The sequence below is a fragment of the Haloarcula onubensis genome (genome assembly GCF_031624605.1).
Taxonomy (GTDB): domain Archaea; phylum Halobacteriota; class Halobacteria; order Halobacteriales; family Haloarculaceae; genus Haloarcula; species Haloarcula onubensis.
Genome location: NZ_JAMQOS010000002.1, coordinates 182,424 through 207,994, shown reverse-complemented (window position 1 = coordinate 207,994; position 25,571 = coordinate 182,424). Strand labels below are relative to the sequence as shown.

Genomic DNA, 25,571 nt, shown 5'->3' with positions numbered 1-25,571 from the left:
ATGCGCTCGGCGAAGATAGTCTGTACCATCGGCCCGGCCTCGGACTCGGTGGAGACGCTGACCGGGCTGGCCGAGGCGGGGATGGCCGTCGCCCGGATGAACGCGAGCCACGGGACACCCGAACACCGCCGGACCGTCATCGAGCGGGTGCGCGAGGTCGACGAGAACACCGCGGCACCCGTCGCGGTGATGCACGACCTTCCCGGCCCGGAGGTCCGGACGGCACCCCTGGAAGAGCCCATCCAGCTAGAGGGCGGGTCGACGGTGCGGTTCGTCGTCGGAAGTGAAGCTACACCCGAGGAGGTCGGCCTCTCACACGACATCACCGCGGTGGAACCGGGCGACCGCATCCTGCTCGACGACGCCCGCATCGCGGCGACGGTCGAGTCGGTCGACGGGGGGACCATCACAGCCACGGTCGGGAACGGCGGGAAACTGGGCGGTCGCAAGGGCGTCATCGTCCCGGGCGTCGAACTGGGGCTACCCACGGTCACCGAGAAAGACCGGACGGAACTGGAGGTCGCCGCCGAGAAGGGCGTCGACTTCGTGGCGGCCTCGTTCGTCCGCGACGGCGACTTCGTCCGCGAGATTGAGGCCACGTTGAACGACCTCGGGGCCGACATCCCCATCATCGCGAAGATAGAGCGCGACATCGCCGTCGACAACATCGACTCCATCATCGACGCCGCCTACGGCGTGATGGTGGCTCGGGGCGACCTGGGCGTCGAACTCCCGCTCGAAGACGTGCCGATGATACAGAAGCGCATCATCCGCAAGTGCAACGAGGCCGGGGTGCCGGTCATCACGGCGACGGAGATGCTCGACTCGATGACGACGGCCCGGCGGCCGACCCGCGCGGAGGCCTCCGACGTGGCAAACGCCGTCCTCGACGGCACCGACGCCGTGATGCTCTCGGGCGAGACGGCGATGGGCAACCATCCGGTGCGGGTCGTCGAGACGATGGCGAACATCGTCCAGGACGTCGAGAGCGCGCCGGAGTACCGCGAGACGGTCGAACAGCGGGTGCCCGTGGCAGACGAGTCAAGGGCCGACGCGCTGGCGCGCTCGGCGCGGTTCCTGGCGCGTGACATCGGCGCGGACGCCATCGTCGCCGCCAGCGAGTCGGGCTACACGGCGCTGAAGGCCGCGAAGTTCCGGCCCTCGATTCCCGTCGTCGCGTCGACGCCCAACGACACGGTCCGCCGTCGCTTGACGCTCTCGTGGGGTATCACGCCGGCGACGGCACCGTACACCACGGAGGGAGCCGGCGCCGTCATCAACAGCGCCGTCCAGTCGGCCCTGGAGACGCCCGCGGCCGAGAGCGGCGACACCGTCGTCGTCCTCTCGGGGATGATGACCGAACTGGAAGGGGTCAACACCTCGAACATGCTGAAGATTCACGTCGCCGCCGAGACTATCGGCCGGGGGCAGTCGGTGGTTCCGGGGCTCGTCTCCGGGCCCTTCCACCGGGTCGGCGACGGAAGTCTGGACGACGTGCCCGAGGGCGCGATACTCAGCGTCCCCCGGCACTTCGACGGGGAGTTCACCGGTGACACCGACCGGATAGCCGGCATCGTCGACGCCCACGAGGGCACGACCGGCTACGCGGCGATGGTCGCCCGGGAGCTGTCGATTCCGATGGTCTCGGCCGCGAACGTCTCCGACGACGCCACCGAGGGCGACGTGGTGACCCTCGACGCCGAGCGGGGCGTCATCTACGACGACGCGTTGCACGACCGGGACGAGCGGTAACGGCGAGCGTCGGCCGTCACCCCGTCAGCGCTCGGTGATATGCTCGGCCACGTCGAGCATCCGACTGGAGAAGCCGTACTCGTTGTCGTACCACGTGAGAATCTTGGTCATCCCGCCGACCACGTTGGTCTGGTCGAGGTCGACGTACGTCGAGAAGGGAAGCCCGACGATGTCCGAGGAGACGACCGCCTCGTCGGTGACGCCCAGCACGCCTTCGAGGTCGCCGTTGGCCGCCTCGCGGAACGCGGCGTTGACGTCGCCCCCGGTCACGTCCCCCTCGAGGTTGACCGTCAGTTCGGTGATAGAGCCCGCCGGGACCGGGACGCGGATGGCCATCCCGTCCAGTTTGCCCTCCAGTTGCGGGAGGACCTCGGTGACCGCCTGTGCGGCGCCGGTCGTGGTGGGGATGATGTTCTCGGCGGCGGCGCGGCGGCGACGGGGTTTACTGCTTGGCCCGTCGACGAGGTTCTGCGAGCCCGTGTAGGCGTGGACGGTCGTCAGTTGCCCGGTCTCGATACCGAACTGCTCGTCGAGGACGTGGACCACGGGCGCGATGGAGTTGGTGGTACAGGAGGCGTTCGAGACGATGTCCTCGCCGTCGTACTCGTCGTCGTTGACGCCGTAGACTATCTGTTTGACCGGCTCTTCGCCTTTCGGCGGCGCGGAGATGACCACCTTGTCCGCGCCCGCGTCGAGATACTGGCTCGCGTCGTCGCGGGTGCGGAAGATGCCCGTACACTCGAAAGCGACGTCGACCTCGTGGTCGCCCCAGGGGAGGTCCGCCGGCGACGTCTCGCCGTACAGGGGCGTGGCGAAATCGGCGTCCTCGACGACCAGTTCGCCGTCTCGGAGTTCGACGCCGTCGAGGGTCCCCATCACGGTGTCGTACTTCGCGAGGTAGGCTATCTCCTCGTCGTCCATGACGTCGTTGATGCCGACGATGTCGACGCGGTCGTCGTGAAGCGCCGCGCGAAAGACGGTGCGACCGATGCGTCCGAAGCCGTTGAGTCCGATGCGTACTGCCTCGTTGTCTGTAGACTGCATGATATGACTATAAGACTAAATGTCCATAGCTGTTTGGATACGTTAGCAATCCCCAGCCCGTGAAACTAGCCGTGACTGCCATCGAGGTGGTCAGTGCGAGTGGATGGACTCGCCGACGGCGTCGTCCGCGGCGTCGGCCAGCGCCTCCGGGAACGTCGGATGGGCGTGGGCGGTCCCCCTGAGGTCGTCGACGGTGGCGTCGAGTTCCAGCGCCAGCGTCGCCTCGGCGATAGTGTCCGACGCGCGGGCGCCGACAATCTGTGCGCCCAGTAGCGTCCCGTCGGGGGCGCCGACGACCTTCACGTAGCCCGCCGGTTTGTTGGCCGAGAGGGCCCGCCCCGAGGAAGACATCGGGACCCGCCCGACCAGCACGTCGTCGTACGTCTCGCGGGCCTCGCCCTCCGTCTGCCCGACCACCGCGACCTCGGGGTCGGTGTACATCACCGACGGGAAGTACCGCTCGCCGACGGTGACGTTCTCACCGGCCGCGGCGGCGGCCGCGACCTTCCCTTCCCGGTAGGCGACGTGGGCCAGGAACGGTTCGCCCGCGGCGTCGCCGACGGCGAAGATGTTCTCGTCGGCCGTCCGCAACTGGTCGTCCGTCGCGATGAACCCCGTCTCCGTCAGTTCGACCTCGGTGTTCTCCAGGTCGAGGCGCTCGCGGGCCGCCGTCGTGTCCCGCCCCGCGGCGACGATGACGTAGTCGGCCGCGAACCGGCGCTCCGTGCCGTCGTGGTCGACGACGAGTACCGGCCGGCTCTCCTCGTCGTGTTCCAGCCCCGTCGCCAGGGCGTTCGTGTAGATACCGTCGGTGTACATCTCGCTGGTCTCCTGGATGGCGTCGACGACCTCCGCCTCGAACGCCCCCAGGACGCGGTCGCGGGCTTCGACGACCCTGACCGAGGAGCCGAACTTGGCGAACTTCGTCACCGCTTCCATCCCGATGTAGCCGCCGCCGACGACGACGAGTTCGTCGGGCACCGCGTCGAGTTGGAGGACGTCCCGCGAGGAGATGACGCCCTCCTGCTCGAACTCCAGGCCGGGGAGTTCGAGCGGCCGGGAGCCGGTCGCGACGATAGCGTGGTCGAACTCGACGAGGCGGTCGCCGCGAGACCCCTCGACGACGACCGTCGAGGAGTCGCGAAACCGGGCCGTCCCGGGAAGCAGTCGCACGTCGTGGTCGTCCAGGCCCGCCCGGATGGTGTCGGTCAACTGCTCGACGACGTCTCCCTTCCAGCCCTGGACGGCCTCGAAGTCGACCGACACCTCGCCCGTCTCGATGCCGATGTCGTTCCAGTGCTCGATGTCCTTCTGGAAGCCGGCGGCGTGGATGAGTGACTTCGCCGGGATACAGCCGTGGTTGATGCAGACGCCGCCGACCGTCTCGCGCTCGACCAGTACCACGTCCAGCCCCCGCTGGGCGCCCCGAATCGCCGCCGTGTAGCCGCCCGGCCCGGCCCCGATGACCACGAGGTCCGCCGCGAGCGCGCTGTCTGAAAGACTCATAATTTGTGTAACATTTTTGGCCACATTATGGTTTGGGAGCCAGCCACATGCAGTCCGTGCGAGGATGACAGTCACGCGACCCGTCTCTCGGGCGACATTTTAAGTCAGTTCCACTGATACGTTAGCGCATGTCACGTACGGAGAACGCGTCTGGCGGGCGTTTCGACCGGTCGCCACGGAGCGACCCGGCAGTGAACGCCCGCGCGCCGACAGGGACCACCGCGGTGGGAGCGGTATGAGAACCGAGAACGGGCTCCGGCGGGCGCTCGAATCGGGCGAGACGGTCCTCGGCGCCAGCGCCGCGACCTACTCGCCGACGACCATCGAGATACTGGGCGCTATCGGACTGGACTACGTCTGGGTCGACCTCGAACACGGCGGCCCCAGTCCCTACGACAGCACGGCGCTGGCGGAGCTGACCCGCGCCGCCGAGGCGGGCGACATCGAACTGCTGGTCCGGTTGCCCAAGCCCGAACCGGCGCTCGTCCGGAAGGTGCTCGACGCGGGCGTCCGGACCATCCTGCTGCCCCGCATCGAGACCGCCGAGCAGTTGCGCCCGGCGGTCGAGGCCGCCTACTTCGCCTACGACGGGGCCGTGGGCGACCGCGGCGTCGGCGTCGGCCGCTCGGGCGAGTGGGCCGGCTACGTCGACAGCTTCATCGGCGGCGAGGACGGGGAGGTGCTGGTCGGGACGATGATAGAGAACCAGCGCGCCGTCGACAACGTCGAAGAGATTCTCGACGTTCCCCACCTCGGTTTCGCCTTCGTCGGTCCGGCGGACCTCTCGATGTCGCTGTCGGGGGGCGAACCGCTCGCGGACACCGACGAGGCCGTCGAGCGGGCCGTCGACCGTACCCTCGATGCGTGTCTGGACGCCGACGTCCCCATCGGCCGCATCCGCAACGACCCGATGGCGGCCCAGGAGGCCATCGACGCGGGCTATCAAATCGTCCGCATCGGCGGCGACGCCGGCGCGATGCGGGAGGTACTGAGTAGTCGGCTGGCCGAACTGCGGTGAGTGAGGACCCCCGCAGTTCGCCTGGAGAACCGCCGGATAGCGCCGTCGCTCGGGAACGAGTGGCCGCGAACGAAACACCCCCCAGTAGTCTATAGCGCCCGCCGGACTCAGAACGGCGCGTCCGGTCCCTCGTCGGCGGGCGTCGTGTCTGCGCCCGCCCCCTCGTTGGCCGGCGTCGTGTCTGTGCCCGCCCCCACCTCTCCGGTGGGTCCGTCGCTGGCCGCCCCGTCCTCGAAGCCGCCGTCCCAGCCCGTCAGTCCCGGTTCGAAGCTCTCGACGCGGCCGTCAAATCCCTCGTAGGAGGCGATGAGCCGGGCGGCCTGGACGCTGGACTGGCCCTTCGGACAGACCGTCACGACCCGCTCGGCGTCGTCGAACCGCTCGACGCTGTCGACCAGCGAGGGGAACGGGACGTTCTCGCTGCCGGGGATGTGCCCGCGCCGGAACGCCGCCTCCGAGCGGATGTCGACGACCGTCGCGTCGTCGGCGTCGAGTAACTCTCGCAGCTCGTCGTTCCCGATTTCGCCGTCCATGCGCGAGTGGTGGGGGTCGAGCGATAAATCCCCACCGGACTACAGCCAGCCGTCGGCCGCGGCGAGCAACAGCGCCGTCAGCGCGTTCTCCATCACGTCGCCGTCGGCGGCTCGCGCCCGCGCGAGGGCCGCCGAGACCGGCACCCGAACCGTCTCGATGGCCTCCCCGGCCTCGAGTTCCGTCTCGCCCGCTGTCAGCCCCTCGGCGACGAAGACGTGGCGGTGATACCGTACCCAGCCCGAGGGGACGTACGATTCGAGGTGGGTCAGCGAGTCGGCGCTGTAGCCGGTCTCCTCGCGGAGTTCACGGCGGGCCGCCTCGCGCGGTGCTTCGCCCGCGTCGACGCCGCCGGTCGGGAGTTCCAGCGTCGTCGTCCGGTGGCGGGGCCGGTACTGCTCGACGAAGAGCACGTCACCGTCGTCGACGGCGACGACGGTCGCCGCGTCGTCCGGGTCGAGCCAGTAGTAGTCGGCGCGCTCGCCCGACGGGCGCTCGACGGCGTCGTAGCCGGCGGTGAAGAAGGGCGTCTCCCAGGTGACGGCCGTCTCGTGGACCGGCCACGCGGGGTCGTCGGTGGTCCACGACGCGTCGGGCCCGGTTCCGGGCGGGTACCCGGCGTCTGGCTCGTCGGCGCGGTCCTCGGCGGTCGCCGAATCCGAGTCCGCGGCTGGCGACGGGTCGTCGCCGCCGTCCGCGTCGCCCCCCGACCCGGTCACAGGAGCCCCTCGGCCTGTGCGAGCAACACGCCCTCGATGGTGGCGTCGTTGGCGGGTTCGCGGCGAGCGACGTCCAGCGCGTCCTCGACGGGGACCGTCGTCACCGAGAGGAACTCGTTGTCGTCGAGTTCCCGGTCGGTCGGGGTCAGCCCCTCGGCGAAGACGATGCCCCGGCGGTGGCGCAGGACGCCGGTCGCGCAGTCGAACTCCTCCAGCAGGGAGACCCCGGCGGGGTCGAAGCCGGTCTCCTCGCGGAGTTCCCGGGCGCCGGCGGTCGTGTAGGACTCGCCGTCCTCGACGATGCCGGCGGGGAGTTCGAGACACTGCTTTCGGATGGTGGGGCGGTACTGGTCGACCATGACCAACTCGTCGCCGGTTCGGGCGACGACGACGACGGCGTCGGGCAGTTCGGCCCAGTAGTACTGTTTCTCGGAGCCGTCGGGCTGGCGCACGCGGTCGTAGCCACCGGTGTACCAGCCGGTCTCGTACTCGGCCTCGCTCTCCAGAACGGGCCACTCGTGGGTCGGGTCGCGGCTCATGTCTCCCGGTTGACCGCCAGCCGGTAAACGGTTCCGCCCTGGCTGATTCGCACCGCGTCGCCGTCGACCGCCGCGGGGTACTGCTGGGCGAGCGAGTCGTACTCGTCGAACGGCGAGTGGGTGAACGCGCCCTTGAGGCCGACCGGGCCGCGGTAGTACGGCGTCGACTGGCCCGCGCTGTCGGCCGTGGCGTTCCCCAGTGCCTCGGTCGTGTAGGGGTAGCGCCGCTCGGAGAGGGCGGCGGCGTCGACGACGGTCACGGTCGCCGGGGCGACCGTGGCGGTCCCGGCCGGTGTCGCGGTTCCGCCGGGCGTCACAGCCCCGCCGGCCCCTCCCCCGCCCGTCGCGTTCCCGGCCGTCACGTTGCCGACCTCGCCGACGGGCGTGGCGGTCATGTAGTAGGGGTCGCCGCTCCGGAGGTAACTCGGCAGCGCGCCCAGCGCGAGCAACAGGACGACGATGACCCCCATCGCGAGCAGGAAGTTCCGGGTGACCCGGCGCATCAGACGACCTCGCGGTAGAGGCGGCCGAAAGCCTGCCTGCGGAGCGTGCCGACGGCGGCGTCCCGTTCGGACTGGTAGGTCGCGGCGACGGCCTCGTCGGCGAAGTCGGGCGCGTGCCAGACGACGTTGTCGACGTTGTCCGCCCCGATGACCTCGATGTCGTGGTCGGTCCCGGCGCGCCACTCGTCGAACTCCTCGCGGCTGCCGACGGTGACCGCCAGCGACTCGGCGAAGAGGACGTCCCTGGCCGTCTCGACGACCTCGCCGGTGACGCGCTCGCGGTACTCGTCGGCGGAAAGGCCCATCGCCTTCGCGACCTCCTTGACGACGACCTGTGCGGTCGACCCAAGCGACTCGTAGCGGTCACGCGCCGCGGCGACTGTCGGCGGCGCGAACTGCCCCTCGGTCTCCATGGCCGGTCGTAGGCACTCGCGGGATTACTCGGTTTCGTCTTCCGCGTCGGGTCCGCCGGAGTCGGCGCCCGTCTCGTCGCCGGACTCGGCCTCGTCGAGCATCGCCTTCGTCAGTTCGCGGGCCTCCGCAAGCACCGCGGCGTCGTCGTCGCTCATCGAGGCCGGGCCGCGGTGGCTGTCGGTCCCCGGCGGCAGGTCCTCACCGTGGTCGGGCGCGTGGCTGTGGTCGTCCGTGCCACTCTCCTCGAACACCTGCGGGAACTCCCGCTGTTTGGCGTGGTCGACGACGCGCTCGGCCAGGTCCGCCTCGCCGAGTTGCCCCCACTCGGGGACGTGCTCGTCCAGCCACGCCTCGTGGTCGTCGCCGCCGGTCAGGGCGGTAAAGGCGAGGTGGTTCGCCAGGTGCGCGGCGTCGGCCTGCGGGTCGGCACAGACTGGACAGGCGTATCCCATCGTGGCTGAACGGAGTGGCTGAAGCCGTATAACAGGTGTCGTTGGGAGATGGCTCAAGGGGGAGTTTGACCGTACGACAGGAACTTACGAGTCTGTCCGGTAGACGCTCGCATGAAACGCCGAGCAGTTCTCGCAGCCATCGGGGTGACGAGTCTCCCGATTGCGGGGTGTCTCGGCGCGCCAGGTCGTGTCTGGGAATCGGGCTCGTGCGCCGAGGGCACCCACTTTTCCTTACAGAAGGTGACTGTGCCCGGCGTCTCGAACGCGTTCAGCACCTATATCGAATCGGTACCACACGCCACACAGACGGCCGTGACTCACGCACTCGAAGCGGAGGGTGGTGAAGCCACGTCTCGGGGCTATTACTCGCCACACACGTCGAAAGACTACGTCGTCACGGAGTCCGAAGAGTACTACCACGTCGAAACGACCGATTTCGACGCGACGGAGACGACGGGGTACGAGTACGCGGTCGACATCGATATCGACGACACAGCAGTCCCGGCCACCGGCCGCATCCACTCGTTCGCTGCCCTCCCGGCGCACGACCGCGAATCGCTCCGCGACGCTGTCGGGAATCCACACCTCCTCCACGCACCACACTACTCGTTCTCGGTCGTGTTCGCGTACGAAAACGCGGCGCTGCGACGGCGTTCGACGTTCGTCCCGGAGGCTGAGAGCCACTATCTCGCATGGAGCGACGTGCTGCTACGACTGGTCTTCGACGAGCGACGAACGGTCGAGATTACGAGCACGACAGTCTCTACGACACGTGTGGCCGAATCGCCGGCGGAGTTCTTCGAGTATATCCGCGGGGAACGCGGCGCTGTCCTCGGCCCGCTCACGGACCAACAGCGAGACATCGTCACGCAAGCAATCGAAGGGACGTACACCGAGTGTGGAACGGCTTCGGACGCGTTCAGTGCGCTCCGTGAACAACTCACCGAAGCGGACGACAGGCACAGGTTACTCGCGCGGTACGACGGCGACTGGTATTTCGTTCACCTGTCTCGATAGCGTGCCCCGTATGCAGCACGCTCGAAGCCGATAGCCGAGTACGGGGTTCGACGAGGCCGACTGGGCCGCAAGCGGTCCGGAGTTTTCCGGCCGCTGGACTCGGGACGGGGACGGCCACGCGACTACAGCAGTCGGACCATCACGAGCGCGTCCTCGCCGTTGCTGTAGTAGTTCGGGATGGTCTTGCGGTGTTCGAAGCCGAACTGGCGGTAGAGCCGAATCGCCCCCTCGTTGTCGGCCCGAACCTCCAGTTTGGCCGACCCCGCGCCGGCCGACGCCAGCAGGGAGAGCGCCCGCCGCAACAGCGCCGTCGCGACGCCCTCGCGACGGTTGTCCTCGCGGACCGCGAGGTCCTTGACGTGGCCCAGCGGTGTCCCGTGGTTCGGGACGGTGTCGGCGATGACGTAGCCGGCGACGCGCGGGCCGTCGTCGGTGTCGGCCTCGGCGACGAGAAAGCCCGACTCCCCCAGATAGCTCTCCAGCGCCGAGAACGGCCAGGGCTGGGGAAACACCGCCTGCTCGATGCGGTGTATCTCCAGCAGGTCGGCCCGCTCGGCCGTGCGGATACGGATGTCGGAGGCGCTCTCGGCACCGTCCGACGACACCGTCGTCACGCGAGGAGGTATGGGGTGGCCCCACATAGGTGTTATCGCCGCGAGGCCGACCCGTCAGTCGAGCGACGACATCGGGATGTGTCGGCCGGAACCTTCTTTACTACCACTGTCGAAGCTCCGACTGCACCCACTTTGGGTGCCACCACCCCCCACCCCCACCCCTTTCGCGGACCTGATACGCCGAAGCGGCGGCGCTGTCGGTCCGATACTACGTCCGCGCTGCGCGTCTGTCGATGCTCGCGAAACCTGCGGTTTCGCTCACTCCCGATGGACTTCGTCCATCGGCGTTCGCAATCGCTGCGCGATTGCTCACTCCCACACGAACGTCCCGTCTTCCTGGACCGTCTCGCCGTCGACCGCCAGCAGCGAGCCCTCGTCCATCGTTGTGATGAGGTCCTCGTGGACGGCGCTGTCGTTGCCCGTCTCGCCCTCGGGCAGGCAGGCGTCGTAGGCACGTCCCAGCGCGAGGTGGACGGTCCCGCCCATCTTCTCGTCGAAGAGGATGTTGTCGGTGACGCGGTCGACGCCGCGGTTCATCCCGATACCCAGTTCGCCCAGCCGGCGCGAACCGCCGTCGGTCTCGACGACCTCCTGAATGACATCGGCGCCCTGCTCGGCCTCGAAGTCGACGACGACGCCGTCCTTGAAGGTCAGTTTCACGTCCCGGACCCGGCGGCCCTGGATGGTCATCGGCACGTCGAAGGTGACGACGCCAGCGGTGTCTGCGGGCGCGGTGAACACTTCGCCCGAGGGGAGGTTGTGCGAGTCGTAGGCGACGCTGGCGGCGGAGTTGACGGCGCGCCGTCCCGAGATGTCGAGCGTGAGGTCCGTCCCCTCGTTTCGGATGCGGACGGTCTCGCCGTCGTCGAGGATATCCTTCAGGCGGGCCTGCTCCTCGGCCAGCGCCTCCCAGTCCCGGAGGGTGGCGTCGTAGACGAAGTCCCGGTAGGCCTCGTAGGCCATCCCGGCCTGCTGGGCCATCGCCCGCGTCGGGTGCTGGGTCGAGACCCAGTCGGTGTCGAGGCGGGCCTCGCGGATGGCCTGTCGGGCCTTCGAGTGGGCCTGCCGGCGGTCGCCGGACACGTCGGCGCTCCCGGCGGTGTTGTTCGACCCTTTCAGGACGAGGACGCTGTCGGCGCGTTCGTACAGCGCCAGTTCGTAGTCTGGGTCGGCGTCGAACGCGCCGTCGCCCGCCCGGAGGTAGGCCCGCTGGAGCTCCGGCGAGCGATACGTCGCGAGCAGGTTCGCGCCCTTCTCGCCCAGTTGCTCGGCGACGGCGACGCCGAGGTCGTGGGCGCCCTCGCCGACTTCGACGACGACGTTATCCCCGGCCTCTATGCGGGCGCTCCACTCGACGAGCGTGCGTGCGTGGTCCCGTGTCCGGTCGTCCATGACCGTGGAGAGGGCGGCGGGGGTCGAAAGGGTACCGCCGACGAGGTGCTGCCAATCGGATAGCGCCGACGACGGCCAGAACCGCAACCCCTACCTGCCCGGTCGCTGAGGGCAGAGTATGGAACTTGGCGTCATCGGACTGGGACGCATGGGGCGCATCGTCGTCGACCGCGTGCTGGACGCGGGCCACGACGTGGTCGTCTTCGACATCGACGAGGACGCGGTCGCCGACGCCGCCGAGGCGGGCGCGCGGCCGGCGGACTCGATTCCGGACCTGGCGGAGTCGCTGTCGGGCGAGAAACGCATCTGGCTGATGGTCCCCGCGGGCGACCCCGTCGACGCGGCGCTCGAGGAACTCGACCCCCACGTCGGCCGCGACGACGTCGTCGTCGACGGCGGCAACTCCCACTTCGAGGACTCGATTCGGCGGGCAGCCAAAACCGATGCGGCGTATCTGGACTGTGGCACCTCCGGCGGCCCCGCCGGTGCGGAACACGGCTTCTCGCTGATGGTCGGCGGCAAGCAGTGGGCCTACGACGAACTCGTGCCGGTGTTCGACGCCGTCGCCACCGGGCCAGCGGGCCACGACCGCATGGGGCCGGCGGGGTCGGGCCACTACGTGAAGATGGTCCACAACGGCGTCGAGTACGCGCTGATGCAGACCTACGGCGAGGGGTTCGAACTGCTGGCCAACGGCCGCTACGACCTCGACCTCGAAGCCGTCGCGCGTACGTGGAACAACGGCGCCGTCATCCGCTCGTGGCTGCTGGAACTCTGTGAGGAGGCGTTCCGCGAGGAGGGCACCGACCTCGGCGACGTGGCCGACCGCGTCGAGGGCGGCTCGACCGGCACCTGGACCGTCCAGGAGGCGCTGGAACAGGAGGTTCCCGTGCCGCTCATCTACCAGGCGCTGGGCGAGCGGTTCGGCTCGCGGGCCGACGACGGTCGCTTCTCGCGGCGGCTCGCCAACCGGCTCCGGTACGGCTTCGGTCGGCACGAGGTTCCCCGCAGGGAGTGAGGATACGGCTATCGGCCGCCCGCGGCGACCGGAGAAACAACAGCTAATTAAATCAGTACTCCAAAGCCACCGATATGGTATCACTCGTAGGCGTCCTCTCCGGGCTCACGCTTACCCTCATCGTCGTAGCCTTACACTACGCGAAGGGGACCGGGTGGGAGGCACCGGAGGACATCTCGCAGGAGGTCCTCGAACAGCGGGCCGCCACGGTTCCGGAGACGGACTTCCCGGAGCCGTACAACCGCGGTATCGGCGGCGGCAGCGCGGCGGCCATCCCGGCCGGCGAGGCCGAGGGCGAACTCGGCGAGGCCGAAACAGAGGAAGAGGAGACCGGCTTCGACCCCGACTCCATCGCCGAGGACGAGGTCGAGTACTACGAAATCGAGTTCGCGAAGGAGGGCGAGACCATCGAGGTCGCCAGCAACGAGAACCTGCTGGAGGCCGGCGAGGACGAGGGCTGGGACCTCCCCTACGCTTGCCGCGAGGGCCAGTGTATCTCCTGTGCGGGCCAGATTACCGACGGTCCCGCAGAGGAGTACATCCGCCACAGCCAGAACGACTCGCTCATGGACGACGACATGGAAGAGGGCTACTGCCTGACCTGCGTGGCCTACCCGACCCAGGAGTTCACCCTGGAGACGAGCGAATCGCCGTAGGGCGCAATTTTCTTTTGCCCGTCGCGGTTATAGCCTGTGAGGGCGGCTAGTTCAGCGGACAGAACGCCTGGTTCCGGACCAGATGGTCGGGGGTTCGAATCCCTCGCCGCCCGCTGTCTGCGACGAACGGACGTGAGGAGCGACAGCGGTACGAGGGATTCCGAACCCTGCCAGTCGCGCACAGCGAACGGAGTGAGCGAGCACGTCTGGCTCCGGTTCGAATCCCTCGCCGCCCGTTTTCCGGCGAACGACAGTGAGCCGTGAAAACGGGCCGAGGATTCGAAGCACGGCACGAGCGACCATCGGGAGCGAAGTGCAGGCGGTTCGAATCCCTCGCCGCCCGTTGTCTGTGACGAACACGAGACGTGACCGACGGGAACGTCTCGCCGTGAGGGGCGACAGCGATACGAGGGAGTCAGAACCACGCGAGACGAACGCCGTGAGTCTCGCCATCGAGTTCGAATCCCTCGCCGCCCGCCGTCGGGAGTACCAAACTTATTAGGCAGTATCGGGAAGCCCGTCGCCGCGAGAGGAGGGGTATGGACGACGTACACTACGAGGAGCGCGAACAGACCGCGGTGCTGGAGAGCGATATCGACGGCGAGTGGCTGGCCTCGGACGCGATAGCCGACCTCCGGGACTGGGCGTAGGCCACGGGTCCGGGGGTGAGACATCGTGGCCGCCCCCAACAGTAGTTGACGAACTGACAGTGGCGCGAGCGCGCGGCGAACGGAACGGGGGAGCGCCGCGTTACACCGTTCGATTGTACACGTTTACCGGGCGTACGACCGGATACGGGCAGCGACGCCGAAACGAGTCGCCTGCGGTCGAGGAGAGTGGTGAACTGGACGTGACCATCCGCCAGCAGTGGGCCGCCAAATCGGCAGTTGCTTTTGAACAACATATATTAGCGGGGTGGACGAAAACAGAGGTGACAACTATATGACTGCCCGAGAAAACGACGCGACCGGGCTGGAGTTCGACACCGGTGACGGTGACATCGACTATCCGCCGCCCGACGACCTGTTCAAGGCGTTGGCCAGTGACACGCGCCGTCGACTGCTGGCGGCGCTGCCGGCCGACTCGGCGATGACGCTGGACGAACTCACCGACGTACTGGTCGGCTGGCAGAGCACCGCCGACGGGCCCGCGGGCCCCGACGAGTGGGCGAAAGTCAAGATAGAGCTCGTCCACGCACACATCCCGCTGCTCGTCGACGCCGGGCTGGTCACCTGCGACGACGAGGAGATAGCGCGGGCCACGTATCCGGAGCCCGTCATGGAACTCGTAACGTTCGCCGGCGAGTACGAGACGGCGATAGGGGAACGCGACCCCCGCTGATGAGCTTCGGGCGGATTCTCTCGGAGGTCGCCGACCGGGAGAAGCGGGTCATCGTCTACGCGCCCGACGACAGCGGGGGCGAACTCGCGGACGTGCTGGCGACGCGTAACCTGACCGTCGACCAGCGACGGCTCCCCGCGCTCAGCAGCGAGGCGTTCGTCGTCGTCAGGGACGACGGCGAGTTCCAGGGGGCGCTCTCACTCGAAGACTTGCTGGAGTTTCTCACCCCGCCGATTCGCCGCCCCGAGGAGCTCGACTCGCTGGCCCGGAAACACCGGGTCGTGTACGAACTGCTCGACGACACCGTGTTCGTCTCGCTGGACCGCCGGCAGTTACTGGCCACCTCCCGGGAACTGGAGGACCGAGCGTGGCGCACCGGCCGCGGCCGCCTCCACGTCGGATTCCAGCGCGCCGACGCCTTCGCGGCACAGACGGCGGTGTATCGCGAGCTGGCGACCACGGATATCGATATTCATCTGTACGTCCCCGGCGGCGTCTCGGGGGACCCGCTCGCGGACACGCCGGTGACAGTCCACACGGAAAACGGCGACCGCGGCCGCTACTGGTTCATCCTGTTCGACGACGGCGAGCGGGGCGCACAGAACTGCGCGCTCATCGCCAGGGAGACCGAGGGCGGGCGCTACCGGGGGCTCTGGACGTACGACGCTGACCTGGTCGCCGAGGCGTTCGACGCCGTCGAGTGACCTAGTCCTCGTAGGCCCGCTCGATGTCCGTCTTCGCCCGCGGGATGACCCGCTGTTCGGCCCGGCGCATCGACCGCAGCGCCTCGTCGGTAAACTCCACCTCCAGGTTGGGCAGCGCGCGAGCCAGCCCGCCCAGCACGTCGCCGGGGTCGATGGCCAGTTCGAACGCGAACGCGTCCCGGTCCTCCTGTAGCGGCGTGGTGAACACGAAGTGCTCCTCGACCAGCGACAGCGCCGCCTCGCGGTCGTAGGCCGCGACGACGGCCCCGAAGAAGTCGTCGCTGTCGGCCGCCACGAGCGGCGCGAGGGCGTCGCCGAAGGCGCGCTGGCGGGCCAGCAGGCGCTCCTTTATCGCCTCGCGGCGCTCGCCGCGCACGTCCCGCCTGAGCGTGTCCCAGTAGAGGTCCCGGGCCAGCACGTCGTCGGCGTAGGCCGCAAAGTCCGCCTCGGTGTCGGCGGCGTAGTCGAGCACCGGGTCGAACTGCCGGAGGATGGTCCGCTGGTACTCCCGCAGTTTGGGGCGGACGACGTGGCGCTCCAGGGGCCGGCTGTTCTTCAGCAGTTTGCTCACCGCGCGCGAACCGCCGCTTCGGGAGCCCCGCAGGACGGCCGCCACGTCGAACGCCTCGTACGTCTCGTCCACGAGGTCCGAGAGGTAGCGCTCGAACCCCCGCTCGACGGCGTCTCGGGTCATACCTGACCGTGAGGACTCGATTGCCCTATGGTTTGTGCCAACCTGCCACGCTGCCGACCTGCCGAACGACTTATCCCGCCGTCCGATAATCACTGGATATGCCTCAGCGATTATCCCAGTCGGCGGACCCCGTCGTGGCGGCGGGCGAGCGGGAGCTCGTCGTCGGCGGTGACCGGCCCATCCGCATCTCGTCGGGTCATCGACTCATGCACCACGACGGGAAGTGCTCGCGCCCGCACGGCCACAACTACGAGGTCACCGTCCGGGTCACGGGCGAACTCACCGACGAGGGGTGGGTCGTCGACAAGGGCGACGTGACAGCGGTCATCGACGAGTGGGACCACCGCTTCCTCCTCGAAGCGGGCGACCCGCTGGTCGAGGCCTTCGAGGCGAGCGGCGACGGGGACAGCGTGGTCGTCCTCGACCACCCGCCGACGGCCGAGGTGATGGCCGCGGTGCTGGAATCGCGCCTGACCGACCGGCTTCCCGACACCGTCTCCGACGTGGGCGTGACGGTGCGGGAGACGGGCGAACTCTGTACCCGCTGATGCCGGTCGCCAGCGACACCGACGGGCTGGACGCGGCCGTCGCACGCAGCGGCGACGCGGCCGAGGGCGACCTGCCCATCAACGAGCTGTTCTGCTCGCTGCAGGGCGAGGGGCGACTGGCGGGCGTTCCGAGCGTCTTCGTACGCACCAGCGGCTGTAACCTGCGTTGCTGGTTCTGCGATTCGTACCACACCTCCTGGGAGCCGACGGGCGACTGGTACGGCGTCGAGGACATCGTCGCCGCGGTCGAGGGATACGACGCCGACCACGTGGTGCTGACCGGCGGCGAGCCGCTGGTCCACGAGCGAAGCGTCGCCTTGCTCGACGAACTGGGCGAGCGGGGCTATCACACGACCGTCGAGACCAACGGCACCATCTACCGGGACGCCCACGTCGACCTGGCGAGCGTGAGCCCGAAGCTCGCGTCGAGCACGCCCACCGCCGAGCGGGACCCGAAGGGCGACGGCGAGTGGGCCGACCGCCACGAAGCGCGACGGCTCGACGTCGACGTGCTGGCCGAGTTCGTCGAGAGCTACGAGACGCAACTCAAATTCGTCGTCACCGGGCCCGACGACATGGCCGAAATCGAGGCGCTGGTCGAGGACGTCCGCGGAGCGGCCGACGCACCGCTGCCCGACGCGCAGGTGTTGCTGATGCCCGAAGGACAGACGCGAGAGCAACTCGACGAGAGCCGCCGCGTCGTCGCGGACCTGGCCCTGGAGTACGGCTACCGCTACACGCCGCGGCTCCACGTTGACCTCTGGAACGACGCGCCGGGCACCTGAACTCTACCACGATGACGACCACCAACGACCGCGCTGTCGTGCTCGCCTCGGGCGGCATGGACAGCGCCACGGCGGCCTACGAGGCACAGGCACGCGGCTACGAGGCGCTGTATCTCCTGCACACGAGCTACGGCCAGAACACCGAACAGCGCGAGTACGTGTGTGCTCGCGCGCTGGCCGACCACGTCGACGCGGCGGACTTCTGTCACGTCGAGACGAGCCACCTCCAGCAGATAGGCGGCTCGTCGCTGACCGACTCCGGGATGGCCGTCGCCGAGGCCGACACCGAGAGCGACGAGATTCCGAGTTCCTACGTCCCCTTCCGGAACGCCAATCTGCTCGCGATGGCGGTCTCCTACGCCGAGGCCAACGACTGCGGGGCGGTGTTCATCGGCGCCCACAGCGAGGACTTCTCGGGGTACCCGGACTGCCGGCCCGCCTTCTTCGAGGCATTCCAGCGGGTGGTCGACGTGGGGACGAAACCGGAGACGGACGTCTCGCTGGTCGCACCGTTCGTCGAGTGGACAAAGACCGACATCGCCGAGCGCGGCCTGGAACTGGGGGTGCCCTACGCGGACACGTGGAGCTGTTACCGGAGCGACGAGCCCGCCTGTGGGACCTGTGACGCCTGCGCGTTCCGGCTGGGGGCGTTCCAGGCGCTGGGCGAGCGCGACCCAATCGAGTACGAGCAACGCCCCGACTACGCCGACTGAACGTCAGTTCTCCTCGGCGTCGCGGGCGAGCCCCTCGATGACGTACTCGCCGGCGGACCGACAGGTCGCAAGCGGCACGTCGTGGACGTCACAGATGCGCACCAGCGCGCCGATGTCGGGCTCGTGGGGCTGGGCGGTCATCGGGTCCTGCAGGAAGACGACGCCGTCGACCTCGCCGTCGACGACCTCCGCACCTATCTGCGTGTCCCCGCCGACGGGGCCGCTCTCCTTGCGCTCGACGTCGAGGCCGGTCTCGGTCCTGATTCGCTGCCCGGTCGTCCCGGTGGCGACGAGGTCGAACTGCGATAAGACGGCCTCGTACTCCTCGACGAGGTCTATCATCGTCGGCTTCTCGTCGTCGTGGGCGATGAGTGCGACTCGTGTCACACCTGTCGCGACACCGCGGGGAGATATATCGCTACTGGATGGCGCTCAGACGACTGTCACGTCGCCGCCCGCCGTCACGGTGACCTCGTTGCCCTCGACGTCGAAGGAGATGGTGTCGTCGTCGCCGTCGCCGACGACCGCGCGGAGTTGCGCCGCATCGACGTACGACCCGATGTAGTCGATGTCGTCCTCGGTGAGGTCGGTGGCGTCGAACAGCGCCTCGGTGATGACGGCCTCGGCGGGCTCGGGGCTGACCCACTCGTCCGCGTCGTGACCCCGTATCATGTACACTGTCCCGTTGTCCGATTTCATGTGCAGATATACACAGCTTACTCATATAACCGCCTACGAGCGCTTTCAGAACGTGAAGCAACCCCGCGACCCACAGCAGTGGCTGTTGACCCCCCTGAGGCCGCTCGCCGACAGCGACGACCCCTCGTCTGTCCCGGTTCAGTGCTGTCGCGACCCGATAGACGGGCGCGCGGGTGCGGCGAGCGTGTTCGCGACGAGCGTCTGGGTGCCCCGACGGAGCCGCTCGGAGGCGGCCTGACTCGAGATGTCGAGCTGTGCGGCCAGGTCCGAGAGGGAGGCGTTACGCGGGACGGTGTAGTAGCCCCGCTCTAGCGCGAGCAACAGGACCTCCCGCTGTGGGTCGGTCACACCGAACTGCGTGGACGACTCGTCCTCGTCCTGGCGCATCCGCTTGACCTCCACGTCGAAGCCGTCGGCGACGAGGTCCTCGCGGAACGTGAGCAAGGCGCTACGGTCGGGGAACCGGGCCTGGACGACCCACTCGTCCTCGACCAGGTCGGCCCGAACCAGCATGCCGTTCGCGGTGAGCAGCCCGCGGCTCATCGCGTCCAGCGGCTCGTCGACCGTCGTGATGACGTACCAGTGACCCTCTGCTTCCGGCCCCAGATGCGACGTCGGCCCGGTGGTGTCGTCGCCGGCCAGCGCCGCGTCCACGGTGTCGCGGTCGGCGACGTCGACCCAGACGGCGACCCGACAGCCACCGTCGACGCGGTGAAGTCGCTGTATCGAGACGGCGCCGTCGGGCAGTCGCCCCGCGGCCTCTCGAAGGAACCCTGTCTCTATGTGAAATGTGACTATCACGTAACAGATTGCGACTGCAACTTATATAAAACTCTGGCAAACGGCGTCGGTTATCGGGTGGTGTGACGCGAGCCCGGGCTGTCAGAGGCACCAATCGCTCGCCCGCACCACCACCACCGGCTTCTACTCGCGGCTACTACTTAAATACGTAGCCGGTATCGGGACGTAGTGTCACACGCCTGTCAGACGCCGCGCGCTCGGACAGTTCAGGGCGCTGTCATCGGTCGGTTGGGTGTCCCACGTCGCACACTGGACCGTCTACTCCAGGTTCTCTCCCTGATAACTCCCCTCGTAGGTCCCCTCGTGGGCCGCCTCGGCGAGGACGAGCTGGGCGATGCGCGCGCCGGCTTCGAGTTCGACAGGGTGGTGGACCTCCAGTAGCCCCTCGCCCCGGCCCTCGTAGCCCGCGTCCCAGACCGCCGTATCCAGCATACAGGAGTTTCGCAGCAGCGACGAGCGCGGGTAGAGAAAGCCGACGTGGCCCTCCGGGATGACGACCCGGTCGCCGTACTCTACGATGTAGCCGCCCGTCTCCAGCGTGTAGACGCCCCCTGTCGGCTCGACCTCGCGGCGTTCGCCGATGGTCTTGCCGTCCCGTTCGATGCGGCCGGGCTCGACCTGTTCGTACACCGCGCCGAGCGTCAGGTCGACACCGTTCGGTTGCAGCTGTGCGTCGGTGAGGTCGTCGAGCCTGTCGGCAACGAACCGTCCGCTCTTGAACATGGCCGCGCTCGGAGCGCCACCGCGAAAACGCTGCCGTTCCACCCTGAAAGGCCCGGCCGTCGCGGCCTGTCGGATGATGAAAAATAGGGCGGGATACGCGGGATTTATACCCGCGCACCGTCGATTGTCGAACGTTATGGGACAGACGCTCACGGAAAAGATTCTCGACGACCATCTCGTCGAAGGGGAGCTTACCCCCGGCGAGGAGATCGGCATCGAGATCGACCAGGTGCTCACACAGGACACGACGGGGACGCTCGTCTGGCTGCAGTTCGAAGCGCTGGGCCTCGAAGAGGTTCAGACGGAGCTTGCCGCCCAGTACTGTGACCACCAGACCTACCAGTTCGACTTCAAGAACACGGACGACCACCGGTTCCTCCGCTCCGCTGCCGGCACGTTCGGCGCGCACTTCTCGCGCCCGGGCAACGGTATCTGTCACAACGTCCACAAGGAGAACTTCGCCGCGCCCGGCAAGACGATGCTGGGCTCGGACTCTCACACGCCGACGCCCGGTGGCCTCGGTGAACTCGCCATCGGGTCGGGCGGGCTGGACGTCGCCGTCGCCATGGGCGGGGGCGCCTACTACATCGACATGCCCGAGGTCGTCAACGTCCGCCTCGAAGGCGAACTGCCAGAGTGGGCCACCGCCAAGGACGTCATCCTCGAGCTGCTGCGTCGCCTCACGGTCAAGGGCGGCGTCGGCAAGGTGCTGGAATACACCGGCCCCGGCGTCGAGACGCTCTCCGTGCCGGAGCGGACCACCATCACCAACATGGGGACCGAACTCGGCGCGACCTCCTCTATCTTCCCGACCGACGAGAACACCAAGGACTACCTCGAACGTCTCGACCGCGCCGACGAGTACGTCGAAATCGGCCCCGACGAGGACGCCGAGTACGACGACGAAATCGTCGTCGACCTCTCGGAACTGGAGCCGCTCATCGCCGAGCCCTCCATGCCCGACAACGTCGTCCCTGTCTCCGAAGCCGCGGGCACGGACGTCGAGCAGGTCATCATCGGCTCCTGTACGAACGGCGCCTACGAGGACATCCTCCCGAGCGCGAAGATGCTCGAAGGCCGGAACATCGACAAGAAGACCGAGATGATTGTCGCCCCCGGCTCCAAGCAGGCCTCCGAGATGCTGGCCCGCGAGGGCTGGACCGCCGAGATGATGGCCGCCGGCGTCAACTTCTCGGAAGCGACCTGTGGCGCCTGTATCGGCATCGGCCACGTCCCCGCCAGCGACTCGGTGTCGCTGCGGACGTTCAACCGTAACTTCGAGGGTCGCTCCGGTATCGAGGACGACAGCGTCTACCTCTGTTCGCCGGAGGTCGCCACCGCCGCCGCCATCGCCGGCGAAATCGTCGACCCGCGCGACCTCGCCGAGGAACTGGGCGACCTCGAGGCCCCCGGCCTGGAGATGCCCGACACGTACATCGGCAACTCCGAGTCGGACCTCATCGCGCCCGACGAGGCCGTCGACGAGGACCTCATCAAGGGCCCGAACATCGGCGACGTGCCGCTGAAGGACCCGCTGGAGGCCGAGGTCGGCGGTGAGGCCCTCCTCAAGATGGAGGACAACATCACCACGGACCACATCATCCCGGCCACGCAGGACATCCTGATGTACCGGTCGAACGTCCCGAAGCTCTCGGAGTTCACGCTCTCCCGGGTCGACGACACGTTCGCCCAGCGCGCGCTCGACAGCGACGGCGGGGTGCTGGTCGCCGGCGAGAACTACGGACAGGGCTCCTCGCGCGAACACGCGGCGCTGTGTCCGATGTACCTCGGTATCGAGGCCGTCTGCGCACAGAGCTTCGCCCGCATCCACAAGGCGAACCTGTTCAACTTCGGTATCGTCCCGCTCGAAATCGACGAGGAGACCTACGAGAAGATAGAGCAGGGCGACGACATCCAGATCGTCGACGACGTGGCCGACGCCGTCGAGTCCGGTCAGGAGGAGTTCACCATCTCCATCAACGACGACTGGGAAGCCACCGCGACGCTGGACGCCTCCGCCCGAGAGCGCGAGATTCTCGCCGCCGGCGGCAAGCTGCCCCACACGAAGGCCCAGCACGACGAGGGTGGCGCGGCTCCGGCAGACGACTGATCGGGTAATCTAACCGCGATTTTCTTTTGCAGCGTCCGTGAGCGGGAGGACTAGCCGCCGGTGCGCTATACGCCCGTGACGAACTGCGGCGTGTCGCACGCCCCGTGAGCCGACTGCCTCACTCCTCGCTCGTGGGCGTCGCGTCCTCGTCTCCCGAGAGGTCGATTTCGTAGTCCGTGAGGAGGTCCCGACCCAGCAACAGCTGGTGACTCATGTGGCTCCGGTTCTCGACGCTCACGGTGAGCGTGTGCCAGCGGTCTTCGAGGAGCACCTCGACGTCGACGAGCGGCCGCGTCTTGCTCGAGCTGTGGCTGCTGTGCCGGACCTTGGTGCTGCTCTGAATCGGGCCGGCGCCGATATCGCTCGCGAGGTCGATACCCATGCTCGTCCGTTTCGCCCCCGTGTCGACCTTCGCCGTCGTGGTCGTCGACGACTGTTGGCCGTTCACGACGACCTCTTCGGTCAGACCGACCGTCGGCTGGCCCGACGCCGCCCGCCGGGTCGGTTTGCAGTCGGGAACGCTGTCGTCGAGCTGGGTGGCAAGCGCCGCGACGCGGTCCGCGTCGACCCGCCCGCCGACCCGTTCGATTGCCAGTTGAGCGATGGAGGGGGCCGGACTGTGACCAGTCGCGCCGAAGAGGCCTTTGAACCCCGCAGTGGGGTTGACTTCGAGGACCTTCCAGTCACCCTCGTGTTCCATGAAGTCGACGCCCGCGACGTCGAGCCCGAGCGCGTCGGTCGCTTCGGCCGCGAGTGTGAGGACTGGCGACGGAATCTCGTCCGTGACGTCTCTCGTCGTTCCGCCGCGGGCGACGTTCGCCCGCCAGTCGTCGTCCGGGGTGGCACGCTCCATCGCACCGATTACGTCGCCGCCGACGACGTACGCCCGCAGGTCCGACTGGTTGTCCTCCTGGTCGATGTACTCCTGCAGGAAGGTGCGTTTCGTCCCGAACTTGGGCGGCAACGAGGTGCCCTCGCGAATCTGTCGAATCGTCTCGCCGTGCGTGCCGATTCCGGCCTTCTGGATGGCCTGGTCGAAGTGCTCTCTCCCCGCCTCCAGTTCCGGCCCGGTGAGAGCGAGATACGACTCGGGAGTCGGGATTCCGTTCGCCGAGAGTCGCGTGGCGGTGGCGAACTTGTGGATCGCCGTCAGCACCGCGGGCGGTTCGTTCACCATCGGGCGGAGCGAGGCGATCGAGTTCGCGAGTTCGAGTTCCTCGAGCGGTCGGTCTGCACGGGAGAGGAGCAGTCTGTTGATCACCACGTCGACGTCGGGGTCGACCGTCAACCCGTCGGCGGCGGCGTGGATGTTCGTGTTCTCCGGCCGGAGCCAGGCCGGCTCGTGACCGAGGTCGGCGACGGCGTTACAGAGCGCCTTCGTCTCTTTGCTGTTGTGAAAACTGAGGACACCTACCCGAACGGGCGCACGTCTACTCTCCATGTCGTCCAGCTGTGTTCTCGGCTCGGGCGTTACAAGCTTCGGCTTGAACTTGCAACCTGACCCTGTCCGGTGCAGTCCCGCGGTGGTCTCAGATTTGCAGGAACTGCGTCACCAGCCACTTCGTGAAGGTGCCGGTGACGCCGCCAATCCAGGCCAACATTACGAAGTGGAGATACGTATTCGCTTTGTGGCCGCCGTCGATGGTCCGAATCATCAGCGCCGACAGCATGGCCGAGAACATGATGATAACGACGAGCAGGAACTCGATGAGCGGGATGTTGTAGACGCTGGTGTTGATGAGCGAGTTGACATCCAGTCGGCTCCCGGCGTTGAGGTCTAAGGACATGTCCGCGAGGATGTTGACGACCTGCAGGCCGATGAAGAAGGCGAAGGTCGAGGCCGCCGTAATCCCGTACAGCAGCCCGACCATCGTCGTGGTCGCCTGCTTGCGTTTCTGTCGGAGTTGCAGCACCTGGTTCATGTTGGCGGCGATGAGTTCGCCGAGCTGTTTGGGCGAGCCGCCCATCTCGCGGCCGATGAGATACATCTCGGAGAACGTCTGGATGAGGTAGGAGCGACAGTCGGCGGTGAAGAAGCGCCAGGCTGCGACGGGTTCGATTCGCATGTTGAGCCGCTTGTAGAGGTCGTCGATGTTCGGGGTCAGCGAGCCAAAGTCCTTCTTCCGGAGGGTCCGAAGCACCTGACCGGTGGTGGACTGTTTGGCGCCCTCGGTCGCCCCCAGCGCACGGATGAAACTGGGGAACTCGTCGTCGCGACCCTTTATCTTCTGTTCTTCCTGCCGGAAGACGAGGCCCGGGATGAGCATCGGGGTGATGGGGACGACGGCGTAGAACGGCAGTGGGACCGTTTCGGCGAAAAAGAAGATGTCGTTCAGCGTAATCGGCGAGACGCCGAACATCCCCCCCAGCGTGATAAAGAGCAGGACACCCGAGAGGGCGACACCGGCGTACATCGACCTGTCGAGGCGTTCCTCGACGGGGGAGGGGTACTCCTCGGGGTGGAACCACACCGGGTCGTAGGGGGCCATCGACCGGATAGCGAGGAAGAAGCCCGATTGGACGAAGATGTACATCACGATGACGGCGCTGACGGTCATCGTCGGGTTCGTCCCCGTCAGCACCGGGAGGACGACGGCGAACACGAGCGCGAACGTCATCGAGAGAATCATCGACAGGTAGAGGTCTTTCATGACCTCCAGCGAGTCCAGCGAGGAGCGATACACCGTGGTGTAGTGCTGGATAATCTGTTCCTGCTCCGAGAGGAGGTAGTCCTCCAGCGATTGGCCGGCCCCGAGCGTGTAGGCGAGGCGGTCGAGGAAGTCGGCGAAGGCGTCGCTTGGCACCTGCTTGGCGCGGCGCCGGCAGGCGTCGTCCAGGCTCTGGTTCCAGGTGTCGACGAGCTGGACGATGCGGTGCATCTCCATGGCGAGTTCGCCGTACTCGTCTTCTTTCGCCAGGGTGCGAAACACCTCCATGCGGTCTATCTTCGTCGTCGCCAGCACCGTCATGTGGGTTATCATGAGGTGAAAGCGGTTGTTGAGTTCGCGCTTGCGCTGGGAGAGCAGAATCTTGGGGTAGAAGATGGCCGAGGTCATCGCCAGGAAACCGAGCAGCGGAATGGGGGCCCGAATCATCATCGGGAGGTCGAGCAGCAGGGCCGCCACCGTCGAGAGGAGGAAGAACGCGACGGAGGGGACGAGGATGAAGAGGAGATACCGCTCCAGCGGAATCGTCATCTGGCGGTACGACTCGACGAGCCCCTGGACGGTCTCGGTAATCGTCAGCTCTATCGCGCTGTCGGCCTCGCTCTGTGCCAT

At 67.6% G+C, this 25,571-nt stretch carries 28 protein-coding genes and 1 tRNA gene; 12 read left to right on the top strand and 17 right to left on the bottom strand.

Annotated features, from left to right (window positions below; genetic code table 11):
• Window positions 1–1,752, top strand: a complete 1,752-nt coding sequence (pyk, locus tag NDI86_RS07825) for a pyruvate kinase (protein WP_310899858.1) — start codon at window positions 1–3, stop codon at window positions 1,750–1,752.
• 24 nt (window positions 1,753–1,776) lie between these two features.
• On the opposite strand, the gene gap is transcribed toward pyk, so the two are convergent.
• Together gap and lpdA are read right to left on the bottom strand one after the other, a co-directional pair.
• Complete coding sequence (gene gap / locus NDI86_RS07820; protein ID WP_310899857.1) at window positions 1,777–2,796, bottom strand: type I glyceraldehyde-3-phosphate dehydrogenase; 1,020 nt, start codon at window positions 2,794–2,796, stop codon at window positions 1,777–1,779.
• 90 nt (window positions 2,797–2,886) lie between these two features.
• Entirely contained in the window at window positions 2,887–4,302 is a 1,416-nt protein-coding gene (gene lpdA, locus NDI86_RS07815; protein WP_310899856.1) for a dihydrolipoyl dehydrogenase, read from the bottom strand.
• A gap of 235 nt (window positions 4,303–4,537) precedes the next feature.
• Here lpdA and NDI86_RS07810 point away from each other — a divergent pair, with 235 nt between their 5' ends.
• Window positions 4,538–5,320: an HpcH/HpaI aldolase family protein gene (locus tag NDI86_RS07810; RefSeq protein ID WP_310899855.1), complete on the top strand. Its 783-nt coding sequence runs from the start codon at window positions 4,538–4,540 to the stop codon at window positions 5,318–5,320.
• 107 nt (window positions 5,321–5,427) lie between these two features.
• On the opposite strand, the gene NDI86_RS07805 is transcribed toward NDI86_RS07810, so the two are convergent.
• From NDI86_RS07805 to NDI86_RS07780, 6 genes are read right to left on the bottom strand one after another with little or no spacing between them, the layout of a single operon-like run.
• Entirely contained in the window at window positions 5,428–5,853 is a 426-nt protein-coding gene (locus tag NDI86_RS07805; RefSeq protein WP_310899854.1) for a rhodanese-like domain-containing protein, read from the bottom strand.
• 39 nt (window positions 5,854–5,892) lie between these two features.
• Window positions 5,893–6,570, bottom strand: coding sequence for an NUDIX hydrolase (locus tag NDI86_RS07800; RefSeq protein WP_310899853.1), 678 nt, complete (start codon window positions 6,568–6,570; stop codon window positions 5,893–5,895).
• Entirely contained in the window at window positions 6,567–7,109 is a 543-nt protein-coding gene (locus NDI86_RS07795; protein WP_310899852.1) for an NUDIX hydrolase, read from the bottom strand. Before NDI86_RS07795 ends, NDI86_RS07800 begins: the two co-directional genes overlap by 4 nt.
• Entirely contained in the window at window positions 7,106–7,612 is a 507-nt protein-coding gene (locus tag NDI86_RS07790) for a hypothetical protein (protein WP_310899851.1), read from the bottom strand. Before NDI86_RS07790 ends, NDI86_RS07795 begins: the two co-directional genes overlap by 4 nt.
• Window positions 7,612–8,025: a DUF5809 family protein gene (locus NDI86_RS07785; protein ID WP_310899850.1), complete on the bottom strand. Its 414-nt coding sequence runs from the start codon at window positions 8,023–8,025 to the stop codon at window positions 7,612–7,614. Before NDI86_RS07785 ends, NDI86_RS07790 begins: the two co-directional genes overlap by 1 nt.
• Before the next feature lie 24 nt (window positions 8,026–8,049).
• A complete protein-coding gene (locus NDI86_RS07780; protein WP_310899849.1) occupies window positions 8,050–8,478 on the bottom strand; it encodes a DUF5810 domain-containing protein in 429 nt (142 codons plus the stop codon).
• A gap of 312 nt (window positions 8,479–8,790) precedes the next feature.
• Between NDI86_RS07780 and NDI86_RS07775 the strand changes: the two genes are divergently transcribed.
• Entirely contained in the window at window positions 8,791–9,495 is a 705-nt protein-coding gene (locus NDI86_RS07775) for a hypothetical protein (RefSeq protein ID WP_310899848.1), read from the top strand.
• 122 nt (window positions 9,496–9,617) lie between these two features.
• Here the strand turns inward: NDI86_RS07775 and rimI are convergent, their stop codons facing one another.
• The gene (gene rimI, locus NDI86_RS07770; RefSeq protein ID WP_310899847.1) at window positions 9,618–10,109 is read right to left on the bottom strand and encodes a ribosomal protein S18-alanine N-acetyltransferase; all 492 of its coding nucleotides are present in this window, start codon (window positions 10,107–10,109) and stop codon (window positions 9,618–9,620) included.
• Between the two features lie 309 nt (window positions 10,110–10,418).
• Complete coding sequence (locus tag NDI86_RS07765; protein ID WP_310899846.1) at window positions 10,419–11,501, bottom strand: aminopeptidase; 1,083 nt, start codon at window positions 11,499–11,501, stop codon at window positions 10,419–10,421.
• Between the two features lie 118 nt (window positions 11,502–11,619).
• Between NDI86_RS07765 and gnd the strand changes: the two genes are divergently transcribed.
• The 5 genes from gnd (at window position 11,620) to NDI86_RS07740 (ending at window position 15,220) form a co-directional block, all read left to right on the top strand.
• Complete coding sequence (gene gnd / locus NDI86_RS07760; protein WP_310899845.1) at window positions 11,620–12,519, top strand: phosphogluconate dehydrogenase (NAD(+)-dependent, decarboxylating); 900 nt, start codon at window positions 11,620–11,622, stop codon at window positions 12,517–12,519.
• A gap of 74 nt (window positions 12,520–12,593) precedes the next feature.
• Complete coding sequence (locus tag NDI86_RS07755) at window positions 12,594–13,175, top strand: 2Fe-2S iron-sulfur cluster-binding protein (protein ID WP_310899844.1); 582 nt, start codon at window positions 12,594–12,596, stop codon at window positions 13,173–13,175.
• Window positions 13,176–13,215: 40 nt separating this feature from the next.
• Window positions 13,216–13,288: transfer RNA gene (locus NDI86_RS07750), tRNA-Arg, on the top strand.
• An 829-nt stretch (window positions 13,289–14,117) separates the two neighbouring features.
• Window positions 14,118–14,516: a winged helix-turn-helix domain-containing protein gene (locus tag NDI86_RS07745; RefSeq protein WP_310899843.1), complete on the top strand. Its 399-nt coding sequence runs from the start codon at window positions 14,118–14,120 to the stop codon at window positions 14,514–14,516.
• On the top strand, window positions 14,516–15,220 hold the full coding sequence (locus NDI86_RS07740) for a DICT sensory domain-containing protein (protein ID WP_310899842.1): 705 nt from the start codon (window positions 14,516–14,518) through the stop codon (window positions 15,218–15,220). The genes NDI86_RS07745 and NDI86_RS07740 overlap by 1 nt, the downstream gene beginning before the upstream one ends.
• Before the next feature lies 1 nt (window position 15,221).
• On the opposite strand, the gene NDI86_RS07735 is transcribed toward NDI86_RS07740, so the two are convergent.
• Window positions 15,222–15,914, bottom strand: coding sequence for a hypothetical protein (locus tag NDI86_RS07735; protein WP_310899841.1), 693 nt, complete (start codon window positions 15,912–15,914; stop codon window positions 15,222–15,224).
• Window positions 15,915–16,012: 98 nt separating this feature from the next.
• Here NDI86_RS07735 and NDI86_RS07730 point away from each other — a divergent pair, with 98 nt between their 5' ends.
• From NDI86_RS07730 to queC, 3 genes are read left to right on the top strand one after another with little or no spacing between them, the layout of a single operon-like run.
• Entirely contained in the window at window positions 16,013–16,462 is a 450-nt protein-coding gene (locus NDI86_RS07730) for a 6-pyruvoyl trahydropterin synthase family protein (RefSeq protein WP_310899840.1), read from the top strand.
• On the top strand, window positions 16,462–17,247 hold the full coding sequence (locus NDI86_RS07725; protein WP_310899839.1) for a 7-carboxy-7-deazaguanine synthase QueE: 786 nt from the start codon (window positions 16,462–16,464) through the stop codon (window positions 17,245–17,247). The genes NDI86_RS07730 and NDI86_RS07725 overlap by 1 nt, the downstream gene beginning before the upstream one ends.
• A gap of 11 nt (window positions 17,248–17,258) precedes the next feature.
• Entirely contained in the window at window positions 17,259–17,960 is a 702-nt protein-coding gene (gene queC / locus NDI86_RS07720; protein ID WP_310899838.1) for a 7-cyano-7-deazaguanine synthase QueC, read from the top strand.
• 3 nt (window positions 17,961–17,963) lie between these two features.
• Here queC and NDI86_RS07715 read toward each other — a convergent pair whose 3' ends face one another.
• The 4 genes from NDI86_RS07715 to NDI86_RS07700 form a co-directional block, all read right to left on the bottom strand.
• Window positions 17,964–18,347: a methylglyoxal synthase gene (locus NDI86_RS07715; protein WP_310899837.1), complete on the bottom strand. Its 384-nt coding sequence runs from the start codon at window positions 18,345–18,347 to the stop codon at window positions 17,964–17,966.
• A gap of 45 nt (window positions 18,348–18,392) precedes the next feature.
• Window positions 18,393–18,659, bottom strand: coding sequence for a HalOD1 output domain-containing protein (locus NDI86_RS07710; RefSeq protein WP_310899836.1), 267 nt, complete (start codon window positions 18,657–18,659; stop codon window positions 18,393–18,395).
• A 138-nt stretch (window positions 18,660–18,797) separates the two neighbouring features.
• The gene (locus tag NDI86_RS07705; protein ID WP_310899835.1) at window positions 18,798–19,460 is read right to left on the bottom strand and encodes a helix-turn-helix domain-containing protein; all 663 of its coding nucleotides are present in this window, start codon (window positions 19,458–19,460) and stop codon (window positions 18,798–18,800) included.
• A gap of 258 nt (window positions 19,461–19,718) precedes the next feature.
• A complete protein-coding gene (locus NDI86_RS07700) occupies window positions 19,719–20,183 on the bottom strand; it encodes a deoxyuridine 5'-triphosphate nucleotidohydrolase (RefSeq protein ID WP_310899834.1) in 465 nt (154 codons plus the stop codon).
• Window positions 20,184–20,319: 136 nt separating this feature from the next.
• On the opposite strand from NDI86_RS07700, the gene NDI86_RS07695 reads away from it, so the two are divergent.
• Entirely contained in the window at window positions 20,320–22,293 is a 1,974-nt protein-coding gene (locus NDI86_RS07695) for an aconitate hydratase (protein ID WP_310899833.1), read from the top strand.
• A gap of 118 nt (window positions 22,294–22,411) precedes the next feature.
• Here the strand turns inward: NDI86_RS07695 and NDI86_RS07690 are convergent, their stop codons facing one another.
• Both NDI86_RS07690 and flaJ read right to left on the bottom strand, forming a co-directional pair.
• A complete protein-coding gene (locus NDI86_RS07690) occupies window positions 22,412–23,734 on the bottom strand; it encodes an ATP-grasp domain-containing protein (protein ID WP_310899832.1) in 1,323 nt (440 codons plus the stop codon).
• An 88-nt stretch (window positions 23,735–23,822) separates the two neighbouring features.
• Window positions 23,823–25,571, bottom strand: coding sequence for an archaellar assembly protein FlaJ (gene flaJ, locus NDI86_RS07685; RefSeq protein WP_310899831.1), 1,749 nt, complete (start codon window positions 25,569–25,571; stop codon window positions 23,823–23,825).